15 protein-coding genes are annotated in these 22,346 nt (G+C 55.0%); 3 read left to right on the top strand and 12 right to left on the bottom strand.

Going from position 1 to position 22,346, the window contains the following annotated elements; all coding sequences use genetic code 11:
- Positions 1–2 precede the first annotated feature (2 nt).
- The 3 genes from F556_RS0115535 to F556_RS0115525 all read right to left on the bottom strand — a co-directional run bounded on the left by F556_RS0115535 (position 3) and on the right by F556_RS0115525 (position 3,114).
- Positions 3–953, bottom strand: coding sequence for an aldo/keto reductase (locus tag F556_RS0115535; RefSeq protein ID WP_020617899.1), 951 nt, complete (start codon positions 951–953; stop codon positions 3–5).
- Positions 954–1,064: 111 nt separating this feature from the next.
- On the bottom strand, positions 1,065–1,904 hold the full coding sequence (locus F556_RS0115530; protein ID WP_020617898.1) for a helix-turn-helix transcriptional regulator: 840 nt from the start codon (positions 1,902–1,904) through the stop codon (positions 1,065–1,067).
- Positions 1,891–3,114, bottom strand: coding sequence for a leucine-rich repeat domain-containing protein (locus F556_RS0115525; protein WP_020617897.1), 1,224 nt, complete (start codon positions 3,112–3,114; stop codon positions 1,891–1,893). The genes F556_RS0115530 and F556_RS0115525 overlap by 14 nt, the downstream gene beginning before the upstream one ends.
- Positions 3,115–3,311: 197 nt before the next feature.
- On the opposite strand from F556_RS0115525, the gene F556_RS0115520 reads away from it, so the two are divergent.
- Positions 3,312–3,701, top strand: a complete 390-nt coding sequence (locus F556_RS0115520) for a DnaJ family domain-containing protein (protein ID WP_342663312.1) — start codon at positions 3,312–3,314, stop codon at positions 3,699–3,701.
- Here the strand turns inward: F556_RS0115520 and F556_RS0115515 are convergent.
- Genes F556_RS0115515 through F556_RS37780 form a run of 6 tightly spaced genes read right to left on the bottom strand, consistent with a single transcriptional unit; the run spans position 3,667 to position 10,699 of the window.
- Complete coding sequence (locus F556_RS0115515) at positions 3,667–6,009, bottom strand: histidine kinase (protein ID WP_020617895.1); 2,343 nt, start codon at positions 6,007–6,009, stop codon at positions 3,667–3,669. The genes F556_RS0115520 and F556_RS0115515 overlap by 35 nt on opposite strands.
- A 2-nt stretch (positions 6,010–6,011) precedes the next feature.
- Positions 6,012–6,584, bottom strand: coding sequence for a potassium-transporting ATPase subunit KdpC (gene kdpC, locus F556_RS0115510; protein ID WP_020617894.1), 573 nt, complete (start codon positions 6,582–6,584; stop codon positions 6,012–6,014).
- A gap of 24 nt (positions 6,585–6,608) precedes the next feature.
- A complete protein-coding gene (gene kdpB / locus F556_RS0115505) occupies positions 6,609–8,633 on the bottom strand; it encodes a potassium-transporting ATPase subunit KdpB (RefSeq protein ID WP_020617893.1) in 2,025 nt (674 codons plus the stop codon).
- Positions 8,634–8,660: 27 nt separating this feature from the next.
- Positions 8,661–10,340, bottom strand: coding sequence for a potassium-transporting ATPase subunit KdpA (gene kdpA / locus F556_RS0115500; protein ID WP_020617892.1), 1,680 nt, complete (start codon positions 10,338–10,340; stop codon positions 8,661–8,663).
- A gap of 30 nt (positions 10,341–10,370) precedes the next feature.
- Positions 10,371–10,451: a potassium-transporting ATPase subunit F gene (locus F556_RS39245; RefSeq protein WP_083938008.1), complete on the bottom strand. Its 81-nt coding sequence runs from the start codon at positions 10,449–10,451 to the stop codon at positions 10,371–10,373.
- The gene (locus tag F556_RS37780; RefSeq protein WP_157272776.1) at positions 10,448–10,699 is read right to left on the bottom strand and encodes a hypothetical protein; all 252 of its coding nucleotides are present in this window, start codon (positions 10,697–10,699) and stop codon (positions 10,448–10,450) included. The genes F556_RS39245 and F556_RS37780 overlap by 4 nt, the downstream gene beginning before the upstream one ends.
- A 191-nt stretch (positions 10,700–10,890) precedes the next feature.
- Here F556_RS37780 and F556_RS0115485 point away from each other — a divergent pair, with 191 nt between their 5' ends.
- A complete protein-coding gene (locus F556_RS0115485) occupies positions 10,891–12,444 on the top strand; it encodes an ATP-binding protein (protein ID WP_020617890.1) in 1,554 nt (517 codons plus the stop codon).
- The gene (locus tag F556_RS0115480; RefSeq protein WP_020617889.1) at positions 12,437–13,135 is read left to right on the top strand and encodes a response regulator; all 699 of its coding nucleotides are present in this window, start codon (positions 12,437–12,439) and stop codon (positions 13,133–13,135) included. Before F556_RS0115485 ends, F556_RS0115480 begins: the two co-directional genes overlap by 8 nt.
- 64 nt (positions 13,136–13,199) lie before the next feature.
- Here F556_RS0115480 and F556_RS0115475 read toward each other — a convergent pair whose 3' ends face one another.
- The 3 genes from F556_RS0115475 to F556_RS0115465 all read right to left on the bottom strand — a co-directional run bounded on the left by F556_RS0115475 (position 13,200) and on the right by F556_RS0115465 (position 22,055).
- Positions 13,200–13,910: a DUF421 domain-containing protein gene (locus F556_RS0115475; protein ID WP_020617888.1), complete on the bottom strand. Its 711-nt coding sequence runs from the start codon at positions 13,908–13,910 to the stop codon at positions 13,200–13,202.
- 127 nt (positions 13,911–14,037) lie between these two features.
- A complete protein-coding gene (locus F556_RS34155) occupies positions 14,038–15,744 on the bottom strand; it encodes an S-layer homology domain-containing protein (RefSeq protein WP_020617887.1) in 1,707 nt (568 codons plus the stop codon).
- A gap of 62 nt (positions 15,745–15,806) precedes the next feature.
- Positions 15,807–22,055, bottom strand: coding sequence for an immunoglobulin-like domain-containing protein (locus tag F556_RS0115465; RefSeq protein ID WP_020617886.1), 6,249 nt, complete (start codon positions 22,053–22,055; stop codon positions 15,807–15,809).
- Positions 22,056–22,346: the final 291 nt, after the last annotated feature.

Below are 22,346 nucleotides of genomic sequence, written 5' to 3'. Positions count from 1 at the left end.
AACTAGAACGCACCGAACCGGCTACCAGCAGCGACGTTCTTGGGCGAAATCCGTTCGATTTCGCTCAAGTCATCCGCAGTCAAGGTGATGGCGAGTGCTCCCAGGTTTTCCTGCACCCTTTCCAGCCTCTTGGTTCCGGGGATCGGCACGATCCCCTCGCCTTGACTCATCAGCCAAGCCAAGGCTAACTGTGCCGGAGAACAGCCCTTGCGAAGCGCCATCTCCTCAATCAGGCCCACAACGGCAATGTTTTTGTAGAAATTCTCGCCTTGAAACCGCGGAAAGTGATGGCGGTAGTCGTCTGCAGGGAGGTCCTCCGGCTGCTTGATCTGCCCCGTCAGAAAACCTCTGCCGAGCGGACTGTAGGGGACCAGGCCAATCCCCAGCTCCCTCAGCACAGGTATCACCTCATCCTCGACCTCGCGGCTCCATAGCGAATACTCGGTCTGCACAGCGGAGAGCGGATGAACGGCATGTGCGCGACGGATGATGTCGGGCGGGGCCTCAGACAATCCGATATACCGTACTTTGCCCTGCTGCACCAAATCAGCCAGCGTGCCTACCGTTTCTTCAACTGGCGTGTGGGGATCTGGTCGGTGCTGGTAATACAGGTCAATATAATCGATACCCAGACTGTATAGACTGGCATCAACAGACTTTTTAATATAGGCAGGGTCTCCTTTGGGGCCTTGACCGTGCGTAATTCCGAACTTCGTGGCGACCACGGCCTGATCCCGCCGGCCCTTCAGTGACCGTCCGAGCAATTTCTCATTTTCACCGAACCGCCCACGGACAAAGTCCCCGTACAAATCTGCAGTGTCGAACAACGTGACCCCAAGCTCCATCGCTCCATGAATGGTATGAATGGATTCCTCATTGTCAGGCATCATCATAATGCCCAGACCCATTGCGGACACTTCCAGTCCTTCGTTTCCCAGCTTGCTGCTCTTCATCCTGTGTATCCTCCCTGCTCAGTTATGTACCAACGAAGATAAGTCTAACGGATCCATACAAGAGCAGCCACACCACGCTCTTACGGGTAAGCAAATTACCAGGCAGCAGAATTAACTTTCGCTTGCACGGACCGGGGTATAGAGGCACATATGCACGTTCTCCCCCTCCGCAATCGTAGACCAGGACTGCACCTCGAAGGCTGTCGGTTCCGAAGTGTCCGGGTGCCGCAGCATCACTCGGCTCACATTGCGCACGCCAATATCATATCGGTCCCACAGCTGAGTAAATGTTGAACTGACTTCACGGAGCTCCGCTGCTGCTTTTTCATACCAAGGATCGTCGGCATGCTGATCGCAGTACGTTCTAAAGACAGGTACGGCAAACTGCACGAAGCTGTCCCAGTTCACAATACGCTCTCGGAACGCAGGAGCCGTAAACAACAATTGAATAAATACCCGGTGCTCTGGTGTCATTGCCCCGAAGTCAGTCAGCCATGTCGCCGCCTCCTGGTTCCAGGCCAGTAGCTCTGTCCGCTCATTGGTAACAAAAGCGGGGCAAGCAAATGCATCGACAGAGCTCTGCAGCATCTCAAGCCCGGTTGCAGATGGCCTATCGTTTCGTCGCTCTTCCTCGTGGGGGTCCCACAAATGAACCAGATGGGCTCTCTCCTCGGGCGACAACTGGAGTGCGCGGGCAAGACTCTGGATTACATCTCTGGATGCCGTTACAGATCTTCCTTGCTCCAACCAAGTGTAATAAGTCACGCTTACCCCCGCCAGCAGGGCAACCTCTTCCCGCCGCAGGCCCGGAGTACGCCTTTGCCCATGAACTTTAAGGCCAACTTGCTCTGGCTGCAGTCGTTCTCTTCTGGATTTCAAATACTCACCCAAGGTTTTGGCTTTAATCGTAGCCTCGGACACGGAATCACCTGCTTCCTTAATAGATTTCATAGACCAGTTCGTCGTCCCGCTCCAGCTGTGCATCAAAGACGACATAGATAACGAGATGGCCAGACGGTGTTTCACCGGCTTCAAACCCGATGCGAATGCTCTCCTCGGTACTCACCATCCATTCGGACATGACGAGTTCGCTGACATTCTCATCGGGGTGCAGCTCGGCAATGTGTGCCAGCCCATCCGCTTGGAGAGCTTCCCGTCTCTGCCACGCATGTTGGATATAAGGTGCCAACCGCTCCATCGCTGCCGGATCGGAGGCTTCCGTCGTTATCGCATACTGTTGGCCCGAGGTGTCCAGATTCGCGGAATAGCAAGTTACGGCAGGGTCATACACGAAGGTGCCAACATCATCTACCGGATAATCCGGATACGCAATCAGCGTATTGGCAATATCCAGCTGCTTCAGCTTCGGGAGCTGCTCCAATGCTAGAGCAGCAATCTTGGTGTCGGAGCAGAAGAGCTCGGCGAGTTCTCCGATATGGCTCAGCTCCAGCTCCGAGATGTGGGTGTTGAAGCAGCGCAGGCTCTTGAGCGTCGGATTGCCGGAGAGATCCAGCTCCGTCAGATGATTGTGGTTGCACCGCAGCTCCTCAAGCTGAGCGCAGGCCGTGAGGTTCAGGCGGCTTAGATAGTTATGTCCGCAGTCGAGGCGCACGAGCGACTTATTGTGGACTAAGCTTAATTCGAACAAGGCGTTATATCCGCACTCCAGCGTCTGCAGCAGCGTGTTCTGTCCCAGCTCCAGCTCCGACAACAAATTCCAGTAGCACGTTAGCGTCGTCAATGCAGGGTTGCCGCTCACATCCAGCTGGCGGAGACGATTGAAGCCACAATCCAAAACCTCCAATTCGGGATTAGCCGTCAGGTTCAGCGCAAGCAGCTCGTTCTGGTTGACATTCAGCTCCTGCAGCAGCGGGAGCTCTGAGGTGTTGAGATTCGTCAGGCGATTACCGCCGCAAGTCAGCGACTGCAGCTCCCTCAGGCTGTCAAGCTCAAGCGTCGTCAGCTTGTTATAGGAGCAATCCAGAACCTCGAGTCTGCCAAAGTGCTCGATACCGCCCAGACTCACCAAGCCCTGACGGGAAACATCCAGCTCCGAGATATGCGCTACATCCGCTTGCTCAATGCGCTCGCGACCCTCACAGAAGTGTTCCAGTATGTATGCCTTAAAGGCGTCATCGTTAAAAGCTGCCGTAATATCCATCATTTCTCCTCCTTGTCACCACGATCCCATGGCACTGTCCTGTACATACCTACGGGTACTTGCCTTGTGGGTTTCACAGGAAGCCACAGCGGAGTGGGATCCTTATAATTTTGCTATACTACAAGTATAACGCTTCAAGTGTGTTGTCGGTATGGAAGAGGTTCATTCCGTAGAGAGGAGAGATCATCGTGGATTGGATGTCGTCGATTGTGGAGGAGAAAATCCAGGAGGCGCTGCGCCGGGGCGAGTTCAACAATTTACCGGGGTCCGGCAAGCCCCTCAAGCTGGAGGATGACAGTGCGGTTCCGCAGGAACTGCGGGCCAGCTACAAGCTCCTCAAAAATGCCGGTGTGCTGCCCGAGGAGATGCAGCTGCGCAAGGATATGGTCTCGCTGGAGCAGCTCCTTGCATGCTGCCGCGACGATGGCGAGCGAGTGTGGCTGGATCGTGAGCTCTCGCTCAAGCGGATGCGCTATCAGTCGCTGATGGAGGCCCGGGGATGGTCAGGTTCAGCTTCGATGGCAGCTTATGAGGACAAGATTCGGCAGCGGCTCACAGCTGGAGATCATGAGGACGGGAATAGCTGACGGGCGGCCGGGAAACAATTAACACATCCAGATGCCGTGCTTGCCTGAGTGCGGCACCGACGACGGAGCGGAATCGTACAGGTCCCCCCCACGACCGGATGCGGGGCTGTCCAAGGATTAGTTGCGTGGCGTGCCGCTCGGCAGCGGCTTGGAGGACAAGCAGCGCCAGCTCCCGTTTGGTTCTGGCCTCGACAACCTCGAAGCGGCCGCCGAGCCCCATCGTGATTTCTGTCAGGCGATCAAGCCGTTCTCGCTCTATTGGTGAAGGCTCTGCCCCCGCGCGAATATGAAGGACATGCCACTTCGCCTTCAGCCGGTGAGCTATCCGAAACCCGCGGCGGATCAGCCGTTCCGCCACACTGCCCAGTGAGACAGCAACAACGATGCTTTCTTTTCTCCGCCAAGGTCCCCGCAGCGAGGCTTTACGCTCCCACGCCTCCAGTCGTTCGTCTACATCATCGGCAATCTCCCGTAGGGCCAGCTCCCGCAGGGCAATCAGGTTCACCGTCTTGAAGAACGAATGCAGTGCCTGTTCGATACTGGCCGGTGCATAAATCTTGCCTTCCTGCATACGCGTCCGGAGCGTGACCGGGGAGACATCGATTAGCTGCACCTCATCGGCCAGCCGCAGCAGTCGGTCCGGTACCGTCTCGCGGACACGAATACCCGTAGCCTGCTCCACCGCATCGTTCAGACTCTCCAGATGCTGGACGTTGACCGTAGCAATGACCGAGATTCCGGCATGCAGAAGCTGTTCCACATCCTCATAGCGCTTCCGGTTCCGGCTCCCCGGCATATTGGTGTGAGCAAGCTCGTCAATCAGCACCACCTCCGGCCGGCGGCCAAGAATGCCTGCCAAATCCATCTCCTCAAGCACTGATCCCCGGTAGTCTTGTTGCACCCGGGGCAGCTGATCCAGTGAGCCGATCTGCGCTGCCGTCTCCATCCGCCCATGTGTCTCCAACAGCCCGATGACCGCATCGACGCCTTTGGCCAACAGCTCATTACCTTCCTTGAGCATGGCGTAGGTTTTGCCAACCCCCGGCGCTGCCCCGATGTACACCTTGAGCTTCCCGCTCCCCATCGCTTGCAGGGTGCTCGCCAGCTCTTCGCTCTTCTTACGGCGATACGCTTCATCTCTGGGAGCCGCATAGGACTTCGCAGGAAGCACCCGCTCTCCCCGTTCCGAACTGTCAGCCACCAGCAACAGATCAACCCCGGCCATCCGCCGCAGCAGTCCGCCGATCACCGATCCGCGTCGCCACTCCTGCCAAGCGCTCTGCTTGGAATGCCCCATGACGATACGTGTCACACTATGAGTGGCAGCATAGGAAGAGAGCTGATGTGCAATCAAGCGTCTGGAGGCGCACGGCACTTCTTCAAAGGGCGCCCCAACCTTCTCCGCCAGTTTCATCACCGATTGCCGGAAAGCGGCGGCTTCCTTGGCAAACGGCTGGGCAGGATCGATGAAGCTCACGACGAGCAAGTCACCGCCCAGCCGCTTGGCGACCTGCTGGCCGCGGCGGATATAAATCGACGCATTCCAGAGATACTGGACCGAGACGAGGATGCGCTCAGCACCTCCTGCTAGCCCTGGCTGGCCAGATGCAATCCGGTGCTTCGCCAAATCATCATGCACATCTGCCGCCACCAGTCGCAACGCCAGCTCCCGCAGCTTCGCCAGCTTGCCTCGCCGGAATACCGCGCCATCCGACTGGCAGAGCCGCCCTTCAGCCAGACGGGTCAGCAGCGTCTCCGGCGTCGCATCGATCAGTCGCACTTCATCCGCCAGATCAAGCGTGTCTGCAGGCAGCGTGGAACGAACAGCTATGCCAGCATACTGCCTGGCCAGGTCAGCGACACCCTCCAGTTCATAGCCGTTCACTGTGACGATAACGCTAATCCCGTTTGCAAGGAGCAACTGGATATCATCCAGCCTTCCCGCCCGTTGCGCCCCGCCGCGGTTGCGGTGCGCCAGATCGTCCACCAGCACGACCTCGGGATGACGCTGGAGCAGCGCCGCTACGTCCAGGTCATGACGAATTACGCCCTCCCCATCGGTCCAAGGGATGGCTGGCACCTGCTCCAGATTGCCCATTTGCGCGGCCGTCTCCCCCCCTTGCCTGGTGGAGATGGCAGAGAGCACGACATCAATGCCCCGATCCTGCAGGTCATGTCCTTCTCTCAGCATATGGTACGTCTTGCCCGAGCCGGAGACAGCGCCGAGATAAATCTTGAAGCGTCCCCGCTGCATTCGGTAATAAGATGCAAGCAGCTCCTCCGGGGTGCGTCGCTTGAACGGCTCCATAACTACTGCTCCTTCCGCGCATCCAGGTCCAGATTGAGGGGCAGCAGCCATACCACAGGCTCTCCCAGGAAGCCAAGCACCCGTCCTTCGGTATGGCGTTCAACTAGTGCCCTCAGCTCGTCTTGAGCAATGCCTGACAATCGGCTGATTCTAGGAATCTGGGCGTAGGCGGCCTCCGGCGAGATATGCGGATCCAGACCCGAAGCGGATTGGGTGAGCAAATCTCCAGGAACCTGCCCGGCTGGCACCTCGGGATTCGCTTGACGCCAGTCGGCTAATGAACGGTCTACCCGTGCGGCCAAGTCGGGATGGGTCGGCGCGTAGTTGGTGGAGCCGGAAGCATCGGCAGCGTACCCCGTAGACGAGATGCGGCTCTGGAAGTAACCGGGATCGGTGAACAGCTGCCCGATCAGCGAGGATCCGATAATCGTCCCCTCTCCGTCTTGCAGCAGACTGCCATCTGCCCGCTCCGGCATAATGACCTGGGCAATGCCAGTCACCGCCATATTATAGAACAGTCCGCATACCAGCATGAGCAGCAGACTGAGTCGCAGGCTTGCGTAGATTGTTCTCATGCGCTATCGTTCCTTTCTTATGTCCTACACCCACAGGTGGACGAGGAGATCAATCAGCTTGATACAGGCAAAAGGGACGATCATGCCCCCGACGCCATACAGCAACAGATTGCGTCTTAGCAGCCGTTCCGTGCTGACCTGCCGGTAGGCAACACCCCGCATGGCCAGCGGAATTAATAGCGGAATGATCACCGCATTGAAGATGAGCGCCGAGAGAATTGCCGATTGCGGCGAGCCAAGCTGCATCACGTTGAGGGCCTGCATCTCCGGTATCGCCAGCATGAACAGCGCAGGCAGAATGGCAAAATATTTGGCGACATCATTCGCAATGCTGAACGTCGTCAAGGCGCCGCGTGTCATCAGGAGCTGCTTGCCAATCGCGACCACCTCAATGATTTTCGACGGATCTGAATCCAAGTCAATCATATTGGCTGCTTCCTTGGCGGCGACCGTACCGGTGTTCATCGCAATCCCTACATCGGCCTGGGCCAGCGCCGGCGCATCATTGGTCCCGTCTCCCGTCATGGCCACCAGCTTGCCCTCGGCCTGCTCCCGCCGAATGACAGCAATTTTGTCCTCCGGACGGCTCTCAGCGATGAATTCGTCGACGCCCGCCTCACGGGCAATGGTCGCTGCCGTCAACGGGTTGTCGCCGGTACACATGACCGTCTTGATGCCCATCTGCCGCATCTGCTCGAACCGCTCCCGCATCCCCGGCTTCACCGTATCCTTCAAGTGGATGAGACCGCAGATCCAGCCATCCACAGCGACCGCCAGCGGCGTGCCACCGGCACCTGCGATCTGCTCCGCCGCATCATTCAGATCAGATGGGACACGGCCGCCCTGCCCGATGACCCACTGCTTCACGGCATCCACAGCCCCCTTGCGCACCCGCCTGCCATCCTGCAGGTCGACGCCACTCATCCTCGTTTCTGCACGAAAGCCCTCGAACGTCCCACCCGCCGCAACAGCCGGATCATAATAGAGCTCCAGTTGCCGCATCAGTGCCAGCACCGAGCGCCCCTCTGGCGTCTCATCCTGCAGCGAACCGATAGCCGCCCATGCCCCGACATCCCCGAGAGCGGCCCCGCCCACCGGGATGAACTCGCTTGCCATCCGGTTGCCGTAGGTGATCGTTCCGGTTTTGTCCAGGATGATCGTGTTGATATCGCCGGCGGCTTCCACCGCTTTGCCCGACCGGGCCACGACATTGAACCGGGTCACCCGGTCCATCCCGGCGATGCCGATCGCAGACAACAGCCCGCCAATTGTCGTTGGAATGAGACAGACGAGCAAGGCAACCAGCATCGGCACCTCCAGCCGGATCCCGAGATAGTTCGCATAGAACGGCAGCGTCACAACGACAATCAGGAAGATCAGCGTCAAGCTGATCAGCACCGTGCTCAGGGCCATTTCATTCGGTGTCTTTTGCCGCTTGGCCCCTTCTACTAGCGCAATCATCCGATCCAGAAAAGATTCCCCGGGCTCGCTCGCGATCTGTACCTTGATCCAGTCGCTGATAACCCGGGTACCGCCCGTGACCGAGCTGAAATCGCCTCCCGCTTCCTTGATCACGGGCGCAGATTCACCGGTAATCGCTGATTCATCCACCAAGGCCAATCCCTCGATGACCTCGCCATCCCCGGGAATGAGCTCGCCTTGGGACACGAGGACGACATCGCCGCGCCGCAGCTCGACAGAGGGGATCGTTTTCCACGTGCTGCCTGATTGTTTGTGGGCGGTGAGGACGGCTTTGGTCTTCCTTAGCGAATCGGCCTGGGCTTTCCCCCGGCCTTCGGCGATAGCCTCCCCGGCATTGGCGAACAACAGCGTCGCCAACAGAATCAGGCCAACGGTGAGATTGAACCAGCCCGGTGTCGTGCCGCCCAAGGCGTCCGGGGCCAAGGCAAGCAGCAGCGTCAGGACGCAGCCGACCTCCACAACGAACAGCACGGGATTGCGGATCATCAGACGCGGGTCCAGCTTGCGGAATGCCTGTTTCATGACGACGGGCAGCTGGTGAACAAATTGCGAAATGGTTGTAGCCATGGGTTTGCTCCTTCATTAAATGGTTGCTTACCGTTGCCAGAGGGACAGATGCTCTGCGATCGGGCCCAGGGCAAGCACGGGGAAAAAGGTCAGCGCACCGACGATCAACACAGCGGCGACGAAGACAACACCGAACAGACCCGTATCTGTCCGGAAAGTGCCGGATGTCTGCGGCACCAGACGCTTGACGGATAACGAAGCGGCGATAGCCAGCAACAAAAGGATCGGAACGTAGCGGCCCAGCATCATCACCACGCCTGTGGCCGTATTCCAGAACCGCGTGTTGTCAGCGAGCCCTTCGAAGCCAGAACCATTGTTGGCGGCCGCCGATGCGAATTCGTAGACCGCCTGGGTCAGGCCATGAAAGCCCGGACTGGAGATCGTATCCGCATGCGCTGCGACGGCCCAGGCCGACGGAACCAGAACCAGCAGCGGCGTGATCAGCAGCGTGACGGCGATCAGCTTCATTTCTCTAACCTCGATCTTCTTGCCCAGAAATTCCGGCGTACGGCCGACCATTAAACCCGACAAAAAAACGGCGACGATGGCATAGAGCAGGACGTTCATAAAGCCCGATCCGATGCCGCCAAATACGGTGTTCAACAGCATGCTTATGAGTGCGACAAGCCCGCCTATCGGACTGAGCGTGTCATGCATCGTGTTGACGGCACCGGTCTCGGATGCCGTTGTGACCGCCGTATACACGGCAGATTGCGCCACGCCAAAACGGTTCTCCTTGCCTTCCATGCTGCCTTGCTCCTGCTGCAGCCCCAGTGCCTGCAACGCCGGATTACCGGCATGCTCCGCCGCTAGTAGAGCGCCCACCAGGAGCAGGAGCAGCAGGCCCATAGCGATGAACAGCACCCGTCCATGACGGGCGTGGCCAGTCATCCGCCCGTAAGCCAGCGGGATTGCCGCCGGAATCAGCAGCATGAGGACGATCTGCAGCAGATTGCTGAGCGCCCCCGGGTTCTCATAAGGGTGGGCCGAGTTGGCGCCGAAGAAGCCGCCGCCGTTCGTGCCGAGCATTTTAATCGCAACAAACGAGCCGACCGGCCCGCGGGCAATGGTCTGTGTTCCGCTATCGACGGTTTGAGCAGTCACGGCGGGTTCCAGCGTCTGCGGCGTCCCCAGCGCCACGAAGACCAGGGCCAAGACGAACGCAGCAGGCAGCAGTACCCGGGTCAGGGCACGCACCAGATCGACATAAAAGTTGCCCAGCGGCTTGTCTGCAAGCGCACGTATGCAGGCCATGGCAGCCGCCAGCGAGGTGGCTGGCGCAGCAAACATCAGGAACACCACCGCCATCATTTGGGACAGGTAGGATAGCCCGCTTTCGCCGCTGTAATGCTGAAGATTACTGCCTGTAATAAAGCTCACTGCCGTATGAAAAGCCAGGTCCGGCCGCATGCCCGGTAGGCCTGCAGCATTTAGCGGGAGCTGACCCTGCAGCCGGAACACGAGGTAGGCCAGCATCAGCATCACGGTATTTACCAGCACGAGTGATACGGCATAGTCCCGCCAGGTCTGATTGTGCCGCGGATGCCCGCCGATGCGGTAGATCAGTCGTTCCAGCGGACCGAACAACCGGTCCAGACCGGTTGGATTGTAATCAAAAGCCTTGGCCAGGTACCATCCTGCCGGGCGCACCAATAGCAGCACGAGCAAGAACGGAACGGCAATGGCAGCATATGTGTAGATCAACATTAGGTCTCCCTCCGAAGCTGGGGCTTGGCATTAGAATTGTTCCGGATGAATCAGCGCGTAACCCAGATAGAGGAAGACGCCCGCAATGACGAAGCCCAATACCCAGCTCATGCGTCCTCCCTCCCATCCTGAACCCTGCGATCAGCCCAAACCAGTAGCGTCAAGAGCGCTGCACTCAGACTCATCATCAGAACAATCATTCCAACATCCATCATACTTCTCTCTCCTTCTGGGGCAGACGCCGCTATCTGGCTGGCGACCCCGCATGCAAGTATGGAACGAATCATACGCTCCCAATCGCCAGCTGTAAAACCGGCGGCTGCTGCTGTCGCTCCGCTTGGCGTCCGCTTCGCGTACAAAAGCGGTTTCTTAGGATCATCGCTTTATTTTCCTCGGTATTCCTCCTGATTTCTCGACCGGAGATGTTTTTTTATGCAATTTTTACACCCTTCGCCCGTTTCATTTACGCTTCTTTTACAGTAAGCTAGGAGCATAGAGTCGAATTCGGTATGGCGCATCTGCCGTCGCCGGGAAACGAGTGAATTCCGACATGATCAACCCACAACGCTTATGGCTCACTACACGTCCGTATTTGTTGACGCTGGCTTTGACGGCAGCCATGGTATGGCTGCTGCATACCCTCAATTGGGCGTCTGAGCTAAGCAACGCAACGCTACTGCTCCTGCTTCCCGTCCTCGGAGCCGCTGTGCTTCAGGGAGTAGGACCTGCTTTTGGGGCCGCCGTTCTGGGCGTTCTGGCACTGAACTTCTTCTTCGTCACACCGATGCTGAGCTTCAAAATCGCCGATCTCCGCGACTTGATTACCTTCGGCGTATACCTCACTGTCGCAGGGCTGACGGCGAGTCTGGCCAGCAGGCTGAAACGCCGGGCCGTTGAAGCGCAGCAACAGGAGCTGCAAATGACTGCCCTCTATGGGCTGAGCCGATCACTAGCCGACAGTCCGGATCTCCCTGCGGCGGCTCGCGTGTTCGGTAGCCAGGTGGCGGAGGCATTCGGGATGCAGGTTGGACTGTACCTTACGGATGAGAGCCAGAGACTTTCACTGCTGGATCTGGCAGCGGACAGCTTGCATGCCGAAGAAGAGCTGCTGGCCGCCGAGCAAGCCTATGAGCGGAGAGCCGTCTCCAAGCTGCGGGTATCTGCAGGCAGCCGGGGCAACACGTATTTTGTGCCGCTTCGTGCCGAGAATCGATATATTGGTGTAATTGCGCTCTACCCTGCTACAGGTAAGGAACTCATTAGCCCCTTGCAGGTTGGGCTGGTCGAAACACTTGGCAGCTTAATGGCCTCCACCATCGTCCGGCTACAGCTGGCGGAGGAGGCCCGAGTTGCTCAGGTGAGTGCCGAGTCAGAGCGGCTGCGGACGGCTATCCTGAACTCCGTCTCGCACGAGCTGCGCACCCCGCTGGCGGCGATTATTGGCTCGGCTGGCGGACTGCTGGAGCATGAGGCCTTGTTCTCGCCGGAAGATCGCCGCGAGCTGCTCCTCACGATCCGGGACGGCGCTCAGCGGATGAACCGGCTGGTGTTCAATCTGCTGAGCATGGCCCAGCTGGAGAGTGGCATGCTCAGCCTCCGCCGGAACTGGTGCGGTATCGAGGACCTGATCGGCATGACGCTGGCGCAGCTGAAGGATGAGCACCGGCACCGCCGGCTGCAGGTGGACATTCGGTCCGAGCAGCCGCTGGTGGTCCCCGGTGATGAAGTGCTGCTGGAGCAGATGCTGCGTCATGTGGTCAGCAATGCAATCAAGTACAGCCCTGAGGATAGTGAAATTCAGCTTATGGTGGAGGCAAGTCAGCGTGAGGTTGTCATCCGGGTCGCGGATGAAGGAATGGGAATTGCGGAGCAAGAGCGGGAGAAGATCTTCGGCAAGTTCTATCGGGCGGAAGCGACCCGCCACCTGCCGGGGACCGGGCTCGGTCTGGCAATCAGCCGCGGCATTGCGGAGCTGCACGGGGGCACCATCTCGGCCAGTGCAAGGGTGCCGATCGGCACTGTCATCACGCTCACCTTGCCGCTGGCGGAGCATACGGAGGCCGCGGCTTCCAACGGGAAAGGAGGACTTGACCATCATGAGTGAGCATGGCGCACGTATCTTGGTCATTGACGATGAACCCCAGATTCGCAAGCTGTTAAAAGTAACCCTGCAGGCGCATCAACTTGCTGTGACCGAAGCGGCCACAGGGGAGGAAGGATTGGCGCTGGCGTCCAAAACCTTGCCGGATCTCATCATCCTTGACTTGGGATTACCCGGTATGACCGGCATGGAGGTCCTCGGCCATCTCCGGGCGTGGAGCGCCGTGCCGATCATTGTCCTGACCGCCAGGGACCGGGAGTCCGACAAGATCGATGCGCTCGACAGCGGGGCTGATGATTACATGATTAAGCCCTTCGGCGTAGGCGAGCTGCTCGCCAGAATCCGCGTCGCCCTCCGGCATGCCGCCCGTTCGGCGCACGAGCCCGTCCTGCGGGCGGGTCCGCTGGCCATCGATCTGGAGCAACGGATCGTGGAGCTGCACGGTCAGCGAGTCAAGCTAACGCCTACCGAATACGACTTGCTCAAGTCACTCGCTATCCATGCTGGCAAAGTAGTCACCCAGCGCCAGCTGCTCCAACAGGTCTGGGGCAACCAGCACGACGAATCCGCCAGCCACTACCTGCGCGTCTACATCGGCCACCTCCGCAAGAAACTAGAGCCCGACCCAACCCAGCCCGTCTACATCCTCACTGAGCCCGGCATCGGCTACCGGCTGATGGCCGGGGAGGTATAGTCACTAAAGAAAAATAAAAAAAAGACTCATGCCCTCGTTATCCAAGGGACTGCGTCTTTTCTTATTATTCAACATCTATTGGGTTCCTTATTTGATCTATGTAGTAGTCAAGATATAACTGACCATTACTTCCTTTTACAGCATAGAATACGTCTTGAACAGTCGTCTTGCGAGATTCCAATTGTTTCATCAACCAAGCTTGGGATATCTGATTGGCATCAAAATTCCCCTGTAGTAGCTGACCATCAATAATCAGTTCAATTGGAAACTGCCGCTCGTCTTGTTTACCTTTGTTAAAATCCTTGAGCGTAGTGGTTTGATATTCTTTTTTCTTCTCTACCGAGAGCTGTCCGTTATTCTCAAGCAGGGCATATTTCACTTCGTCCAGATCAAAAATATCTTTCTGACGGAGCATCTGGTTCAACGAATCTATTGTCAGGTTGTTTTTCCCCAAATTACCTTCCAGCACCTTGCCGTTCTCGACAAGTACGGTCGGCGTCCCTTCCGTCCACAACCGCAGTCTTCTGCTTTTCAAAATGAGCTTGGATAATACAAACGAAGTCGCTGTGAACACCGCAAACGAAATCAACAAGTGCGAAACTTGAATCTTCTCGTTAAAGGCCAAATTGGCTGCAATGGCCCCTAGAATGACTGCCGTAACAAATTCGTGAAAATTCATGTTGGAGAGGGTCTGCTTTCCTAATATTCGAGTGATAACAAGTAAAATAAGAAAGGCAGATATACTCCGAACCAAGATGATCAAATGCTCCATCATGGCTACCACTCCTCTATACTAAGTAATAGCTACCTAGTATATCCAAATCTAGTATATCTAAAACTCAAAAAACCGCCCCACACAGCTTAATAAGTCAGCATGGAGCGGTAGGCAATAGGTTATAGTCTTAAATGAGACCCGATTTTTGCAGCAAACGCTGTACCATGATCGCGACTTCGGCGCGGGTCACAGAAGCAAGCGGGGCCAGTTGGCCGCCATCGCGCCCTTGTACGAGCCCGGCCTGCAGGGAGTCTACGACACCTTCCGCCGCCCAGGCTGCGACCTGATCGCCGTCGGTGAACGCCGCCAGCTGCTCGCTAGCTGACGTATCAGTCAGTTGGCTATTCAGCCCGGTGAGCTGCATTGCCTTGGCCAGCATGGTCATCGCCTGTTGGCGCGTAATCTGTGCTTGCGGACGGAACGTGCCATCCTCGAAGCCGTTGATCAGACCGTACGCCTGCGCGGTACCGACAACACCACTATACCAAGCTCCCGGTTGTACGTCCGGAAATGCCACATCACCGTTTTCTGCTGGGAGACCCAATCCTCGAACCAGAATGGCCGCGAACTCGGCCCGTGTAATATTCAGATCCGGGCGGAACTGTCCCTCCCCAACGCCGGTTACGATCAGCCGCGAACCCATGTCGTTCACTGCCGCTTCCGCCCAATGAGCGGTCATATCCGCGAAGCTGAGTGGGTTCCAGATGACCGAATAGGCACTGTTCGTCAAGCTGTTGATTTTGGCGTAATAAATGCCACTCTCAACAGAAACTTGGGTAGGCACATGCCGCACCGTACCATCCGCTTCATTAACTACGCCAGTCGTTACCTTATTCGGATCGATGCCTTCCGGCAGCGCGATCGTCCGCTCCACATAGCTGTTAAAGCGGGAGACCTGGACCGTGTTGCTGCCATGGATCGCTGTCACGGTGAATTCCAGTGGCGGCGCCACCAGCTCAAAACCACCGGCAGCCGCTGCGTTTTGCGCATTCGTCACGGCTGCCTGCGTAGGCTTGGCAATCTCTATGCGGACAATAATGTCCTCCAGCTCTACCGCCTCTCCCAGTTGCTGCGAAACAGCCTGGATATGAATCTGCTCTGCAGGCAAAGTATAGACTACTCCACCTGTCCGGATGACCAGCACCGCCTGGCGCTGCTCCATGTTGCTTACCATCCGTCCGGTCAGCTCGCCGACTACAACGTCTGCGGTGCTGTTCACAGCAATAGAAACTCTTGGCTGTGAGCCTGCTGATGCCAGTAGGCTATTCACCTGTTCAGCATTCAAGGCTACCGTCGCCACCGAACGGCCGTTCACCGTGGTCATTGTCGGCGCTGGTGCTGCTTCGGTTTTGCCATCGACGATAATTTCAACCCCCGTATTACCAGGCTGTGGTGTTTCCGGCGTTTCAGGTGTCTCTGGTGTCTCCGGAGAGGTTACCGGAGGATTGGGCTCGGGATTCGGGTTCGGATTTGGACTTGCCGGTGCCACAATGCGGAACGTCCTTGTAGCAACGACGCCTCCTTCGCCAACAGCAACCGTCGTGTTGCCCAGTGCCTCTGTTGCGGATATTCTAAAAGCCCGGCTGTAGCTCCCGTCCGTTTGAGGAGCAAACGTGTCTACGAAAATCAACCGGCCCTGGCTGTTGACGATCCGCACGTTCAACTCTTCCAGCGTTGTGGTTCCCCGCAAGGTCACCGTGGCCCCACGAACCTGATCCGTGATTTCCTCCAGAGTTACAGTGAACTCTGGTTCTGCGTAAATGGCGGGCTGCCACCCTACTGTAAGCAGTAGCGTGCAAATCAGAAGCAGCGTATACGATTTTACCTTCTTCATGTCTGGCTTCCTTTCCAGAGCAAACGGGAGACCGGCTTGCCGGCTCCCGTGCTCCGTATAATTTAGTTCAGCTCTGCCACTTCGGCCAAGCTGGTCTGGATGCGTGTCAGGTCAGTCGACAGCTCATCATACACGTACACTTTGACACTGTAAGATGCGTCATTACCGTTCACGTTGAAGAAGCCTGCGGTCGCCCGCTCGCTGACGAGCTGTTCTTTTTCAAAGGCTACAATAGCAATGGATTCATTGCCTCTCATCAGTTGGAAAACAACTACCGCACGTTCCGGTTGATGCGCAGTATCCCTGCGGTTTGCCTCCACGCTTACACGAATGCCGGAAGCATCACGCTGGATGCCCAGCCCCGTCCCCGCCGTTACCAGTTCAACTGGCTTGCCGGATGCATAAGCAAGAATAGTGAGTTCAAATGTCTTCGTCTCGGTCACACCATCCTTGGTAATTGTCGCCGTCATAGTGACGGTTCGATTGCCCTCGGAGGCAGACGGACGCCGCACAACGCCATCAGCAGAGATCAGCGTTTCATCACTAGAGGTCCAAGTGACGCTTGTGCCATCTGTACCGGTGAGCGGCAAACGGATGGAACCTTTGATGGTTTCAGCGGTATCCCCTGTTGCCAGCTCCAGCATGAGTGCTGCTTTTGCCGCATCTACCGCCTCTTGAGCCGTTTGAATCGTTCGAAGCACCTGCACCTCAAAAGTCTTGGTTTCCATAACATCACCGCGGGAAATGTGCGCCGTCAAGATAACAACGATATCCTTCTCGTCGTACCCCGGCCGTGTCACCGCACCAGTGTGACTAATGATCGATGGATGAGTGGAAGTCCAGGTAACCTCTGCACCATGCAAGCCTTGTCCTGGCAGGATCAGCTGCCCAGTAACACCGAGGACAGAATCGCCTTCTGCGAAACGAATCGCCAGCTCCTTCTGTGCCAGAGCTACCGCTTCTGCATCGCTTGGTTCTGCCTTAACAATTCGGATCAGCTGCGACACCGTACCTGTCAAATCGCCAAGCGTTAATGTCGCTGTCAAGGTGACAAAGGCATCACCTTCCGTGTACGAAGGTCGAGTGACAATTGCTTGTCCGTCCGTGATCGAAACATTGCCGTCATGCGAGGCCGTCCACACGATGGCTGTACCGCCCGCTCCAATCGTCGGCAGGGTGAAATTGCTTGTTACTTGTTCTGCTGTTTCATTGCCGGCGAAACCGATCTTCAATGCCAGCAAATCTTTTGCAAAAGCTTCGGCTTGTTGCAGACTCGCTTGCAATTCCTCTACTTGAGCCGTCAGTTCGGCAACCTTCTGCTGCAACTCGGTACCATTGCCCTTCAGGTCATCGACTTCGCTTTTCAGCACTTCAACCTGAGTCGTCAGAGCATCAATGATGGATTGCATAGCCGTTTTGTCGCCTTCCAGATCGTCAACCTTTGCATTCAAATCGTCAATTTGATCCTCAAGAGTCTCAATCTGCGCCAGCAGCGCCGCTTTCTCTTGCTTCAGCTGTTCATTTTCATTCTCCAGGTCCGTAATTTTTTGATTGAGTGTTGTGATCTGACCCTGGAGGTCTGTTACCTGTTGACTCATGTTGCCGAGTTGAGCGGACAGATTTTCGTTTTCGCTACCCAGCTCATCAATTTTGTCTTGTAAATCCTGAATCTGCTGCTTCATCGTTTCCGCTTCAGCCATTAAATCCTCGTTCTCATCCTCTAATCCTACTAGAGCATCGATCAACTGGTCGGCATACCATTGCAGAATCGCAACTTGAATCTCGTACAGCTTCTTACCGGTATTGGTCATCTTCTGGTAAAGAGTCAGGTAAGCGGGCAAGTCATCCACTTCCGCTTCTTCTGCCAGCATCTCTGTGATGTCGTCCTTCAGTTTATCGGCAATCTCCACCAGTTCGGCCTTGAAGTCGCCATCCGGCAGCTCTTCAATCTGCGAATCGATGAAATCCAGCATGTCCTGAAGCGTATCGACGGTTGTGCCGTCTGGCGTAGCCTTCACGACATTGGAGTATACCATCTCGCCGGATGCACGCTCGACACGCAGGACGACATAATAGGTCTTGCCATTTTCCAGATCACTGAATTCGTGATTTGGATCGACTACCCCCATGCTTCTTGCATGTGGATTATCAATGACATCTTCCGCATCATGATAAAAGAGTGTATATCTTTTTGCATCTGCAATGTGGGTCCAGCTGAGCTTGATGCTTCCGTCACCTGGCACAGCAGACAATCTTGGCTGAAGCTTCGGTGTAATTGCCGCCTCACCCTCTACGAAGGTCACAGCCATCGCCCGGTTATTCATATCCTGAACATGGAGGTTACCGCTATGTGCTGGGTGTTTGATCGTCAGGATTTGATTTCCTGGCGCCGCGTCGCCTTTGACTCGAAGATAAACAGTCAGTAGCTCGTCTCCTTCAGATATGGCAGCGTCGCCGCCTTCCGTATCTACCCAAGCCAATTTGAGCGATCCCGCCGCTTCATGTTCCACCAGCATACCTGGTTGCTCGGACAAGCGGTCCAGTTCAAACGCATCCTCATCGTAAATCAACTCGAAGCCATAAGCCGCTACGCCAACTGTTGCTTGCTGCAGCGTAATAGGAATTGCAATAACCTCACCTTGAGCGGCAGAGGCTTTGCCAATCTCGATCGTTACAGAACCTGTAGTGTCAACTGTTTCAGTAAACGGTGCTGCGTTGTAAGCTTCCAGGATCAGTCGGAGATCCTGGTCATCCAATGAGCCATCGTCATTCATATCAAACGCCCAATATTGATCAGGCAGAAGGATTGGAAAGAGATCTTTAGTCGATTTGACGAACAACAGTGCATCCGCCGGCGTGACTACGCCATCCAAATTCCCATCACCTTTCATTGCTTGCAGCCACTGCGCATATAGCGTAACGTCCGTGGAACCCATATCGAACTCATCGCCAATCGCATAGGCTGTACCTGTGCCATCACTTGCTGTGTTCCAGCCAGTAAATATATAATCGGTACGGACCAAATCTCCTGCAAGTGGAGTGGTAACCGTCGCGCCCTCTTCAAACATTTGGGACGGTGGCGCTTGACCGGACGTATGTCCATTACCGTCGTAAGAAACGGTATATTGGTCTGGGTCATCAAGGACGCGCAATTTCGGATAGTCTGAACCATTGCGAATAAACCAAACGGTATCAAAATCCCATCCTACATAGGTTGCTTTTGATTGCATCTGGGCTGTCGTTCTGCCCTCGCCTTTGCCTGCACCCGCATCACCAGATGTGTCCGTATCGTAATAACTGTTGATGACGATGCTATCAATGGCGTTTCCAATCAAGCCTACAGGCGATGGGTTAGACATAACACTGAAAAAATAGCTTCGTGCAATCGTACCATAGCTACTTTCGCCAACCAATCCGCCCGTTTTTTCGTTGCTTGCATTGATCCATGCCTCTGCATAACTGTCCTCGATGAGGCCTTGTTCCAGTTTGCCGACAAGACCGCCAACAGTGGGACTGTAACTTGTGACGCCGCCTACGGCAAAGCTTTGAGTAATTGAGCCTCTATTCAATCCTACGAGGCCTCCTGCGATTTCGCCTTCCGATATAACATAGAAATCCGTATGGCTAGCAGTTATATGTCCCGAGGAAATACCTACCAGACCACCAATACTTCCTCTACCCTGTACTAGTCCTTCATAATAGCCATATTCAATAATTCCTGTCCCTTCCAGGTTGCCCACCAGTCCACCAGCCGGACTTCCGAACACAACGCCATTCTCTGATCGCACGTGGGCAATTTCTCCACGGTTTATTCCTGCAATCGTACCTACATAGTTTTTGCCTGTAATCCAGGCATCACGCAAAGTAAGATTCTCAACTTTTCCTTCTTCGTCAATCTGTGCAAACAACCCCACATGCTCCCCGTCCGGGAGATCGATGTTTAATCCTGTGATGATATGGCCATCACCATCAAGACTACCTCTAAAATGAGGAATGGGAATCCAATTCTCAATTGTGCTTAAGTCGATATCATCATCCAGTTTGTAATGTGCATTTACATCCAAACGGATGCTATCCAGTGCTTCTGCAGAGTCAACAATATATGGATCTTCTATTGTTCCTGAACCCTCAAGCGCAGGAGCAGGGTTGCCTTCAACGAAAACACGAAGCGTCGGATAACCATTCCCTTCTTCAATAACCCAGATGGTCTCAAAGTCCCATCCTACGTATGTGACTCGGGTGAACATCTCCGCTGTCGTTTTTCTTTCACCAATTCCGGATCGCGAAAAAGCTTTTTCCCGATCATAATAGCTTCGTAGAACCTCGCTATTCCTCATATCGCCAATCAAACCGCCAGAAGTATTAAAATCATTATTATTGCGGCCAATCGCATAGCTTTGAGAGACCGTGCTTCCTGTAAGCTCTCCCACCAGTCCACCGTAGTTGTCGTCGTTGCCATTCAATACTACATTGGTGTAACTGTCCTGGACGATCCCTTTTTGAACAAGACCAACAAGGCCGCCCATATTTCGGTGCCAGCCCGTTACCACACCTTGTGCATAGCTTTGTGAAATAGTACCACCACTAAATCCGACAAGCCCTCCAGCATATTGGCCGGTGCGGTCGATGGTCACATCGGTATAACTGGCTTCGATTACGCCGTATGAACGTCCCACCAGTCCACCTGTTCCTCCTGCGCCTCCAGTAACGGAACCTTCAAAACTGCTCTGTGTAATAAATCCATCTTCCACATAACCGATTAGTCCCCCTGTATACTTTCGTTCCGTATACATGTCGCCTCCAACCACTGTTCCTTCGGCATGGACGTTCTCAATGGTTCCGAGACTTTCTCCTGCAAGCGAACCGGTATAACCATCGCCAGTTACATTTACATTCAGTAAGGTAAGGTTCGCCACCTTGCCTTCTTCTTTTATGCCAGCAAATAAACCCACGAGTTCCTCACCGGGCCGGTTGATGCTCAATCCTGTAATGCTATGCCCATCTCCATCAAAGTTACCTTCAAAGTCGGGGATCGGCTCCCAATTTATCATATTGCTTAAATCAATATCATCTGTTAGTTTGACATGCGCACTGACATCCAAGCGGATGCTATCCAGACCCTCTGCCGAATCAACGATGTATGGATCTTCCTCAGTACCCGAGCCTACCAAATCGGGCTTTGGTGGAGGCACACGGAAGACCTGAAGTGTGGGATAATTCACACCTTCCTGGATGTCCCAGACCGTGTCAAAGTCCCAGCCTGTATAGGTTGACTGCATTTTCATCTGGGCCGTGGTTTTCCCTTCGCCCTTTCCAGTATCCTGTTGTCCTGTCGTTTCTTGGTCGTAATAACTGTTCTCAACAGTAGCGATGTCGTTCTCACCTATCAAGCCACCAACGGAATTACCTTCATGGATGACCTGACCGATAGCATAACTTCTCTTAATTGCGCTGTATGCACTTTCCCCTACCAGACCGCCATAATAGGACTCTCCGGATCCGCTAACCATGACGTTTGCATAACTGTCCTCCAACGTCGTATCTACAAGAAGTCCTACAAGTCCGCCAACATAACTATCATTGCTGGTGATTGTTCCTTGAGCATAGCTACGGCTGATTGTGCCATCATCCTTAAATCCGACAAGACCGCCAGTACCTTCACCATTGGTCGCATTGAGGGTAACATGTGCAAAGCTGGCATCAATATTACCAAGGGACAACCCTACTAAGCCTCCAATTGAATCACCATTCCCCGTCACATTCCCTACAAATGAACTGGAAACGATAGTCCCATCTTCAATTCCAACTAGTCCGCCTATATTGTAAGTTCCTGATACTGATCCAGTAGCGTGGACATTGGTTATTGTCCCATTACTATTTCCTGCCAAGACACCTGCAACTTCTCGTCCTGTTATCACAGCATCCTCAAATATGAGATTTGAAACCTTTGCACTGGGATTAAGGGTTTCAAATAATGCTGCGTTTTGATAATCGGTCCGGGAAATATGCAGTCCCTTAATCGTATGCCCATTGCCATCCAGGCTCCCGTTAAAAGCCCAAATGGGCGGGAAGTTGGGAATTGTTAGCGTAAGATCGGCACCCAGCTTATAATGTGCGTTAGTATTCATGCGGATATCTTCCAACTGTTTGCCCGTCATCACGATATAGGGATCCTGTTCAGTCCCCGAGCCCGATGCAAAGAATGAACTATTAGCTACCGCCGTCAGCGGCGCCAAAGTCGACACAATGAGACAAACAGTCAATACAAGTGCCCATGCACTCGATGACCACCGCTTCTTCGTTCCTACCATGTACCTAAATTCCTCCTTATGTATGCACTTGTCTTAAGTATAAAGACTTATTCTGACAAGTTACTGACAAGACAGACTTCGACAGTAGAGCGGACGTCTGTAGACATACTCGCCCTCCCGATGATCAGCGCTTTTTCTCTACAACCCTAGTAAAGAAACTTTCCTTAGAGACGCTAGTCGAGTGTGTGCGAGTGCTGTAACGAAAGAAACTTTCGTTAGAGATGCCAGTCGAGCGTGTGCAGGAGCTGTAACGAAAGAAACTTTCGTTGGAGGCGCTAGTCGAGCGTGTGC

The organism is Paenibacillus daejeonensis DSM 15491 (assembly GCF_000378385.1).
Classification (GTDB): domain Bacteria; phylum Bacillota; class Bacilli; order Paenibacillales; family Paenibacillaceae; genus Paenibacillus_D; species Paenibacillus_D daejeonensis.
The sequence above is the reverse complement of the archived record's forward strand: the minus strand, read 5'-3'. Positions and strand labels throughout refer to the sequence as shown.

Coding starts and splice junctions, on each gene's coding strand:
- F556_RS0115535 (WP_020617899.1), bottom strand. CDS start 953: ATGAAGAGCAGCAAGCTGGGAAACGAAGGACTGGAAGTGTCCGCAATG.
- F556_RS0115530 (WP_020617898.1), bottom strand. CDS start 1,904: ATGAAATCTATTAAGGAAGCAGGTGATTCCGTGTCCGAGGCTACGATT.
- F556_RS0115525 (WP_020617897.1), bottom strand. CDS start 3,114: ATGGATATTACGGCAGCTTTTAACGATGACGCCTTTAAGGCATACATA.
- F556_RS0115520 (WP_342663312.1), top strand. CDS start 3,312: ATGTCGTCGATTGTGGAGGAGAAAATCCAGGAGGCGCTGCGCCGGGGC.
- F556_RS0115515 (WP_020617895.1), bottom strand. CDS start 6,009: ATGGAGCCGTTCAAGCGACGCACCCCGGAGGAGCTGCTTGCATCTTAT.
- kdpC (WP_020617894.1), bottom strand. CDS start 6,584: ATGAGAACAATCTACGCAAGCCTGCGACTCAGTCTGCTGCTCATGCTG.
- kdpB (WP_020617893.1), bottom strand. CDS start 8,633: ATGGCTACAACCATTTCGCAATTTGTTCACCAGCTGCCCGTCGTCATG.
- kdpA (WP_020617892.1), bottom strand. CDS start 10,340: ATGTTGATCTACACATATGCTGCCATTGCCGTTCCGTTCTTGCTCGTG.
- F556_RS39245 (WP_083938008.1), bottom strand. CDS start 10,451: ATGAGCTGGGTATTGGGCTTCGTCATTGCGGGCGTCTTCCTCTATCTG.
- F556_RS0115485 (WP_020617890.1), top strand. CDS start 10,891: ATGATCAACCCACAACGCTTATGGCTCACTACACGTCCGTATTTGTTG.
- F556_RS0115480 (WP_020617889.1), top strand. CDS start 12,437: ATGAGTGAGCATGGCGCACGTATCTTGGTCATTGACGATGAACCCCAG.
- F556_RS0115475 (WP_020617888.1), bottom strand. CDS start 13,910: ATGATGGAGCATTTGATCATCTTGGTTCGGAGTATATCTGCCTTTCTT.
- F556_RS34155 (WP_020617887.1), bottom strand. CDS start 15,744: ATGAAGAAGGTAAAATCGTATACGCTGCTTCTGATTTGCACGCTACTG.
- F556_RS0115465 (WP_020617886.1), bottom strand. CDS start 22,055: ATGGTAGGAACGAAGAAGCGGTGGTCATCGAGTGCATGGGCACTTGTA.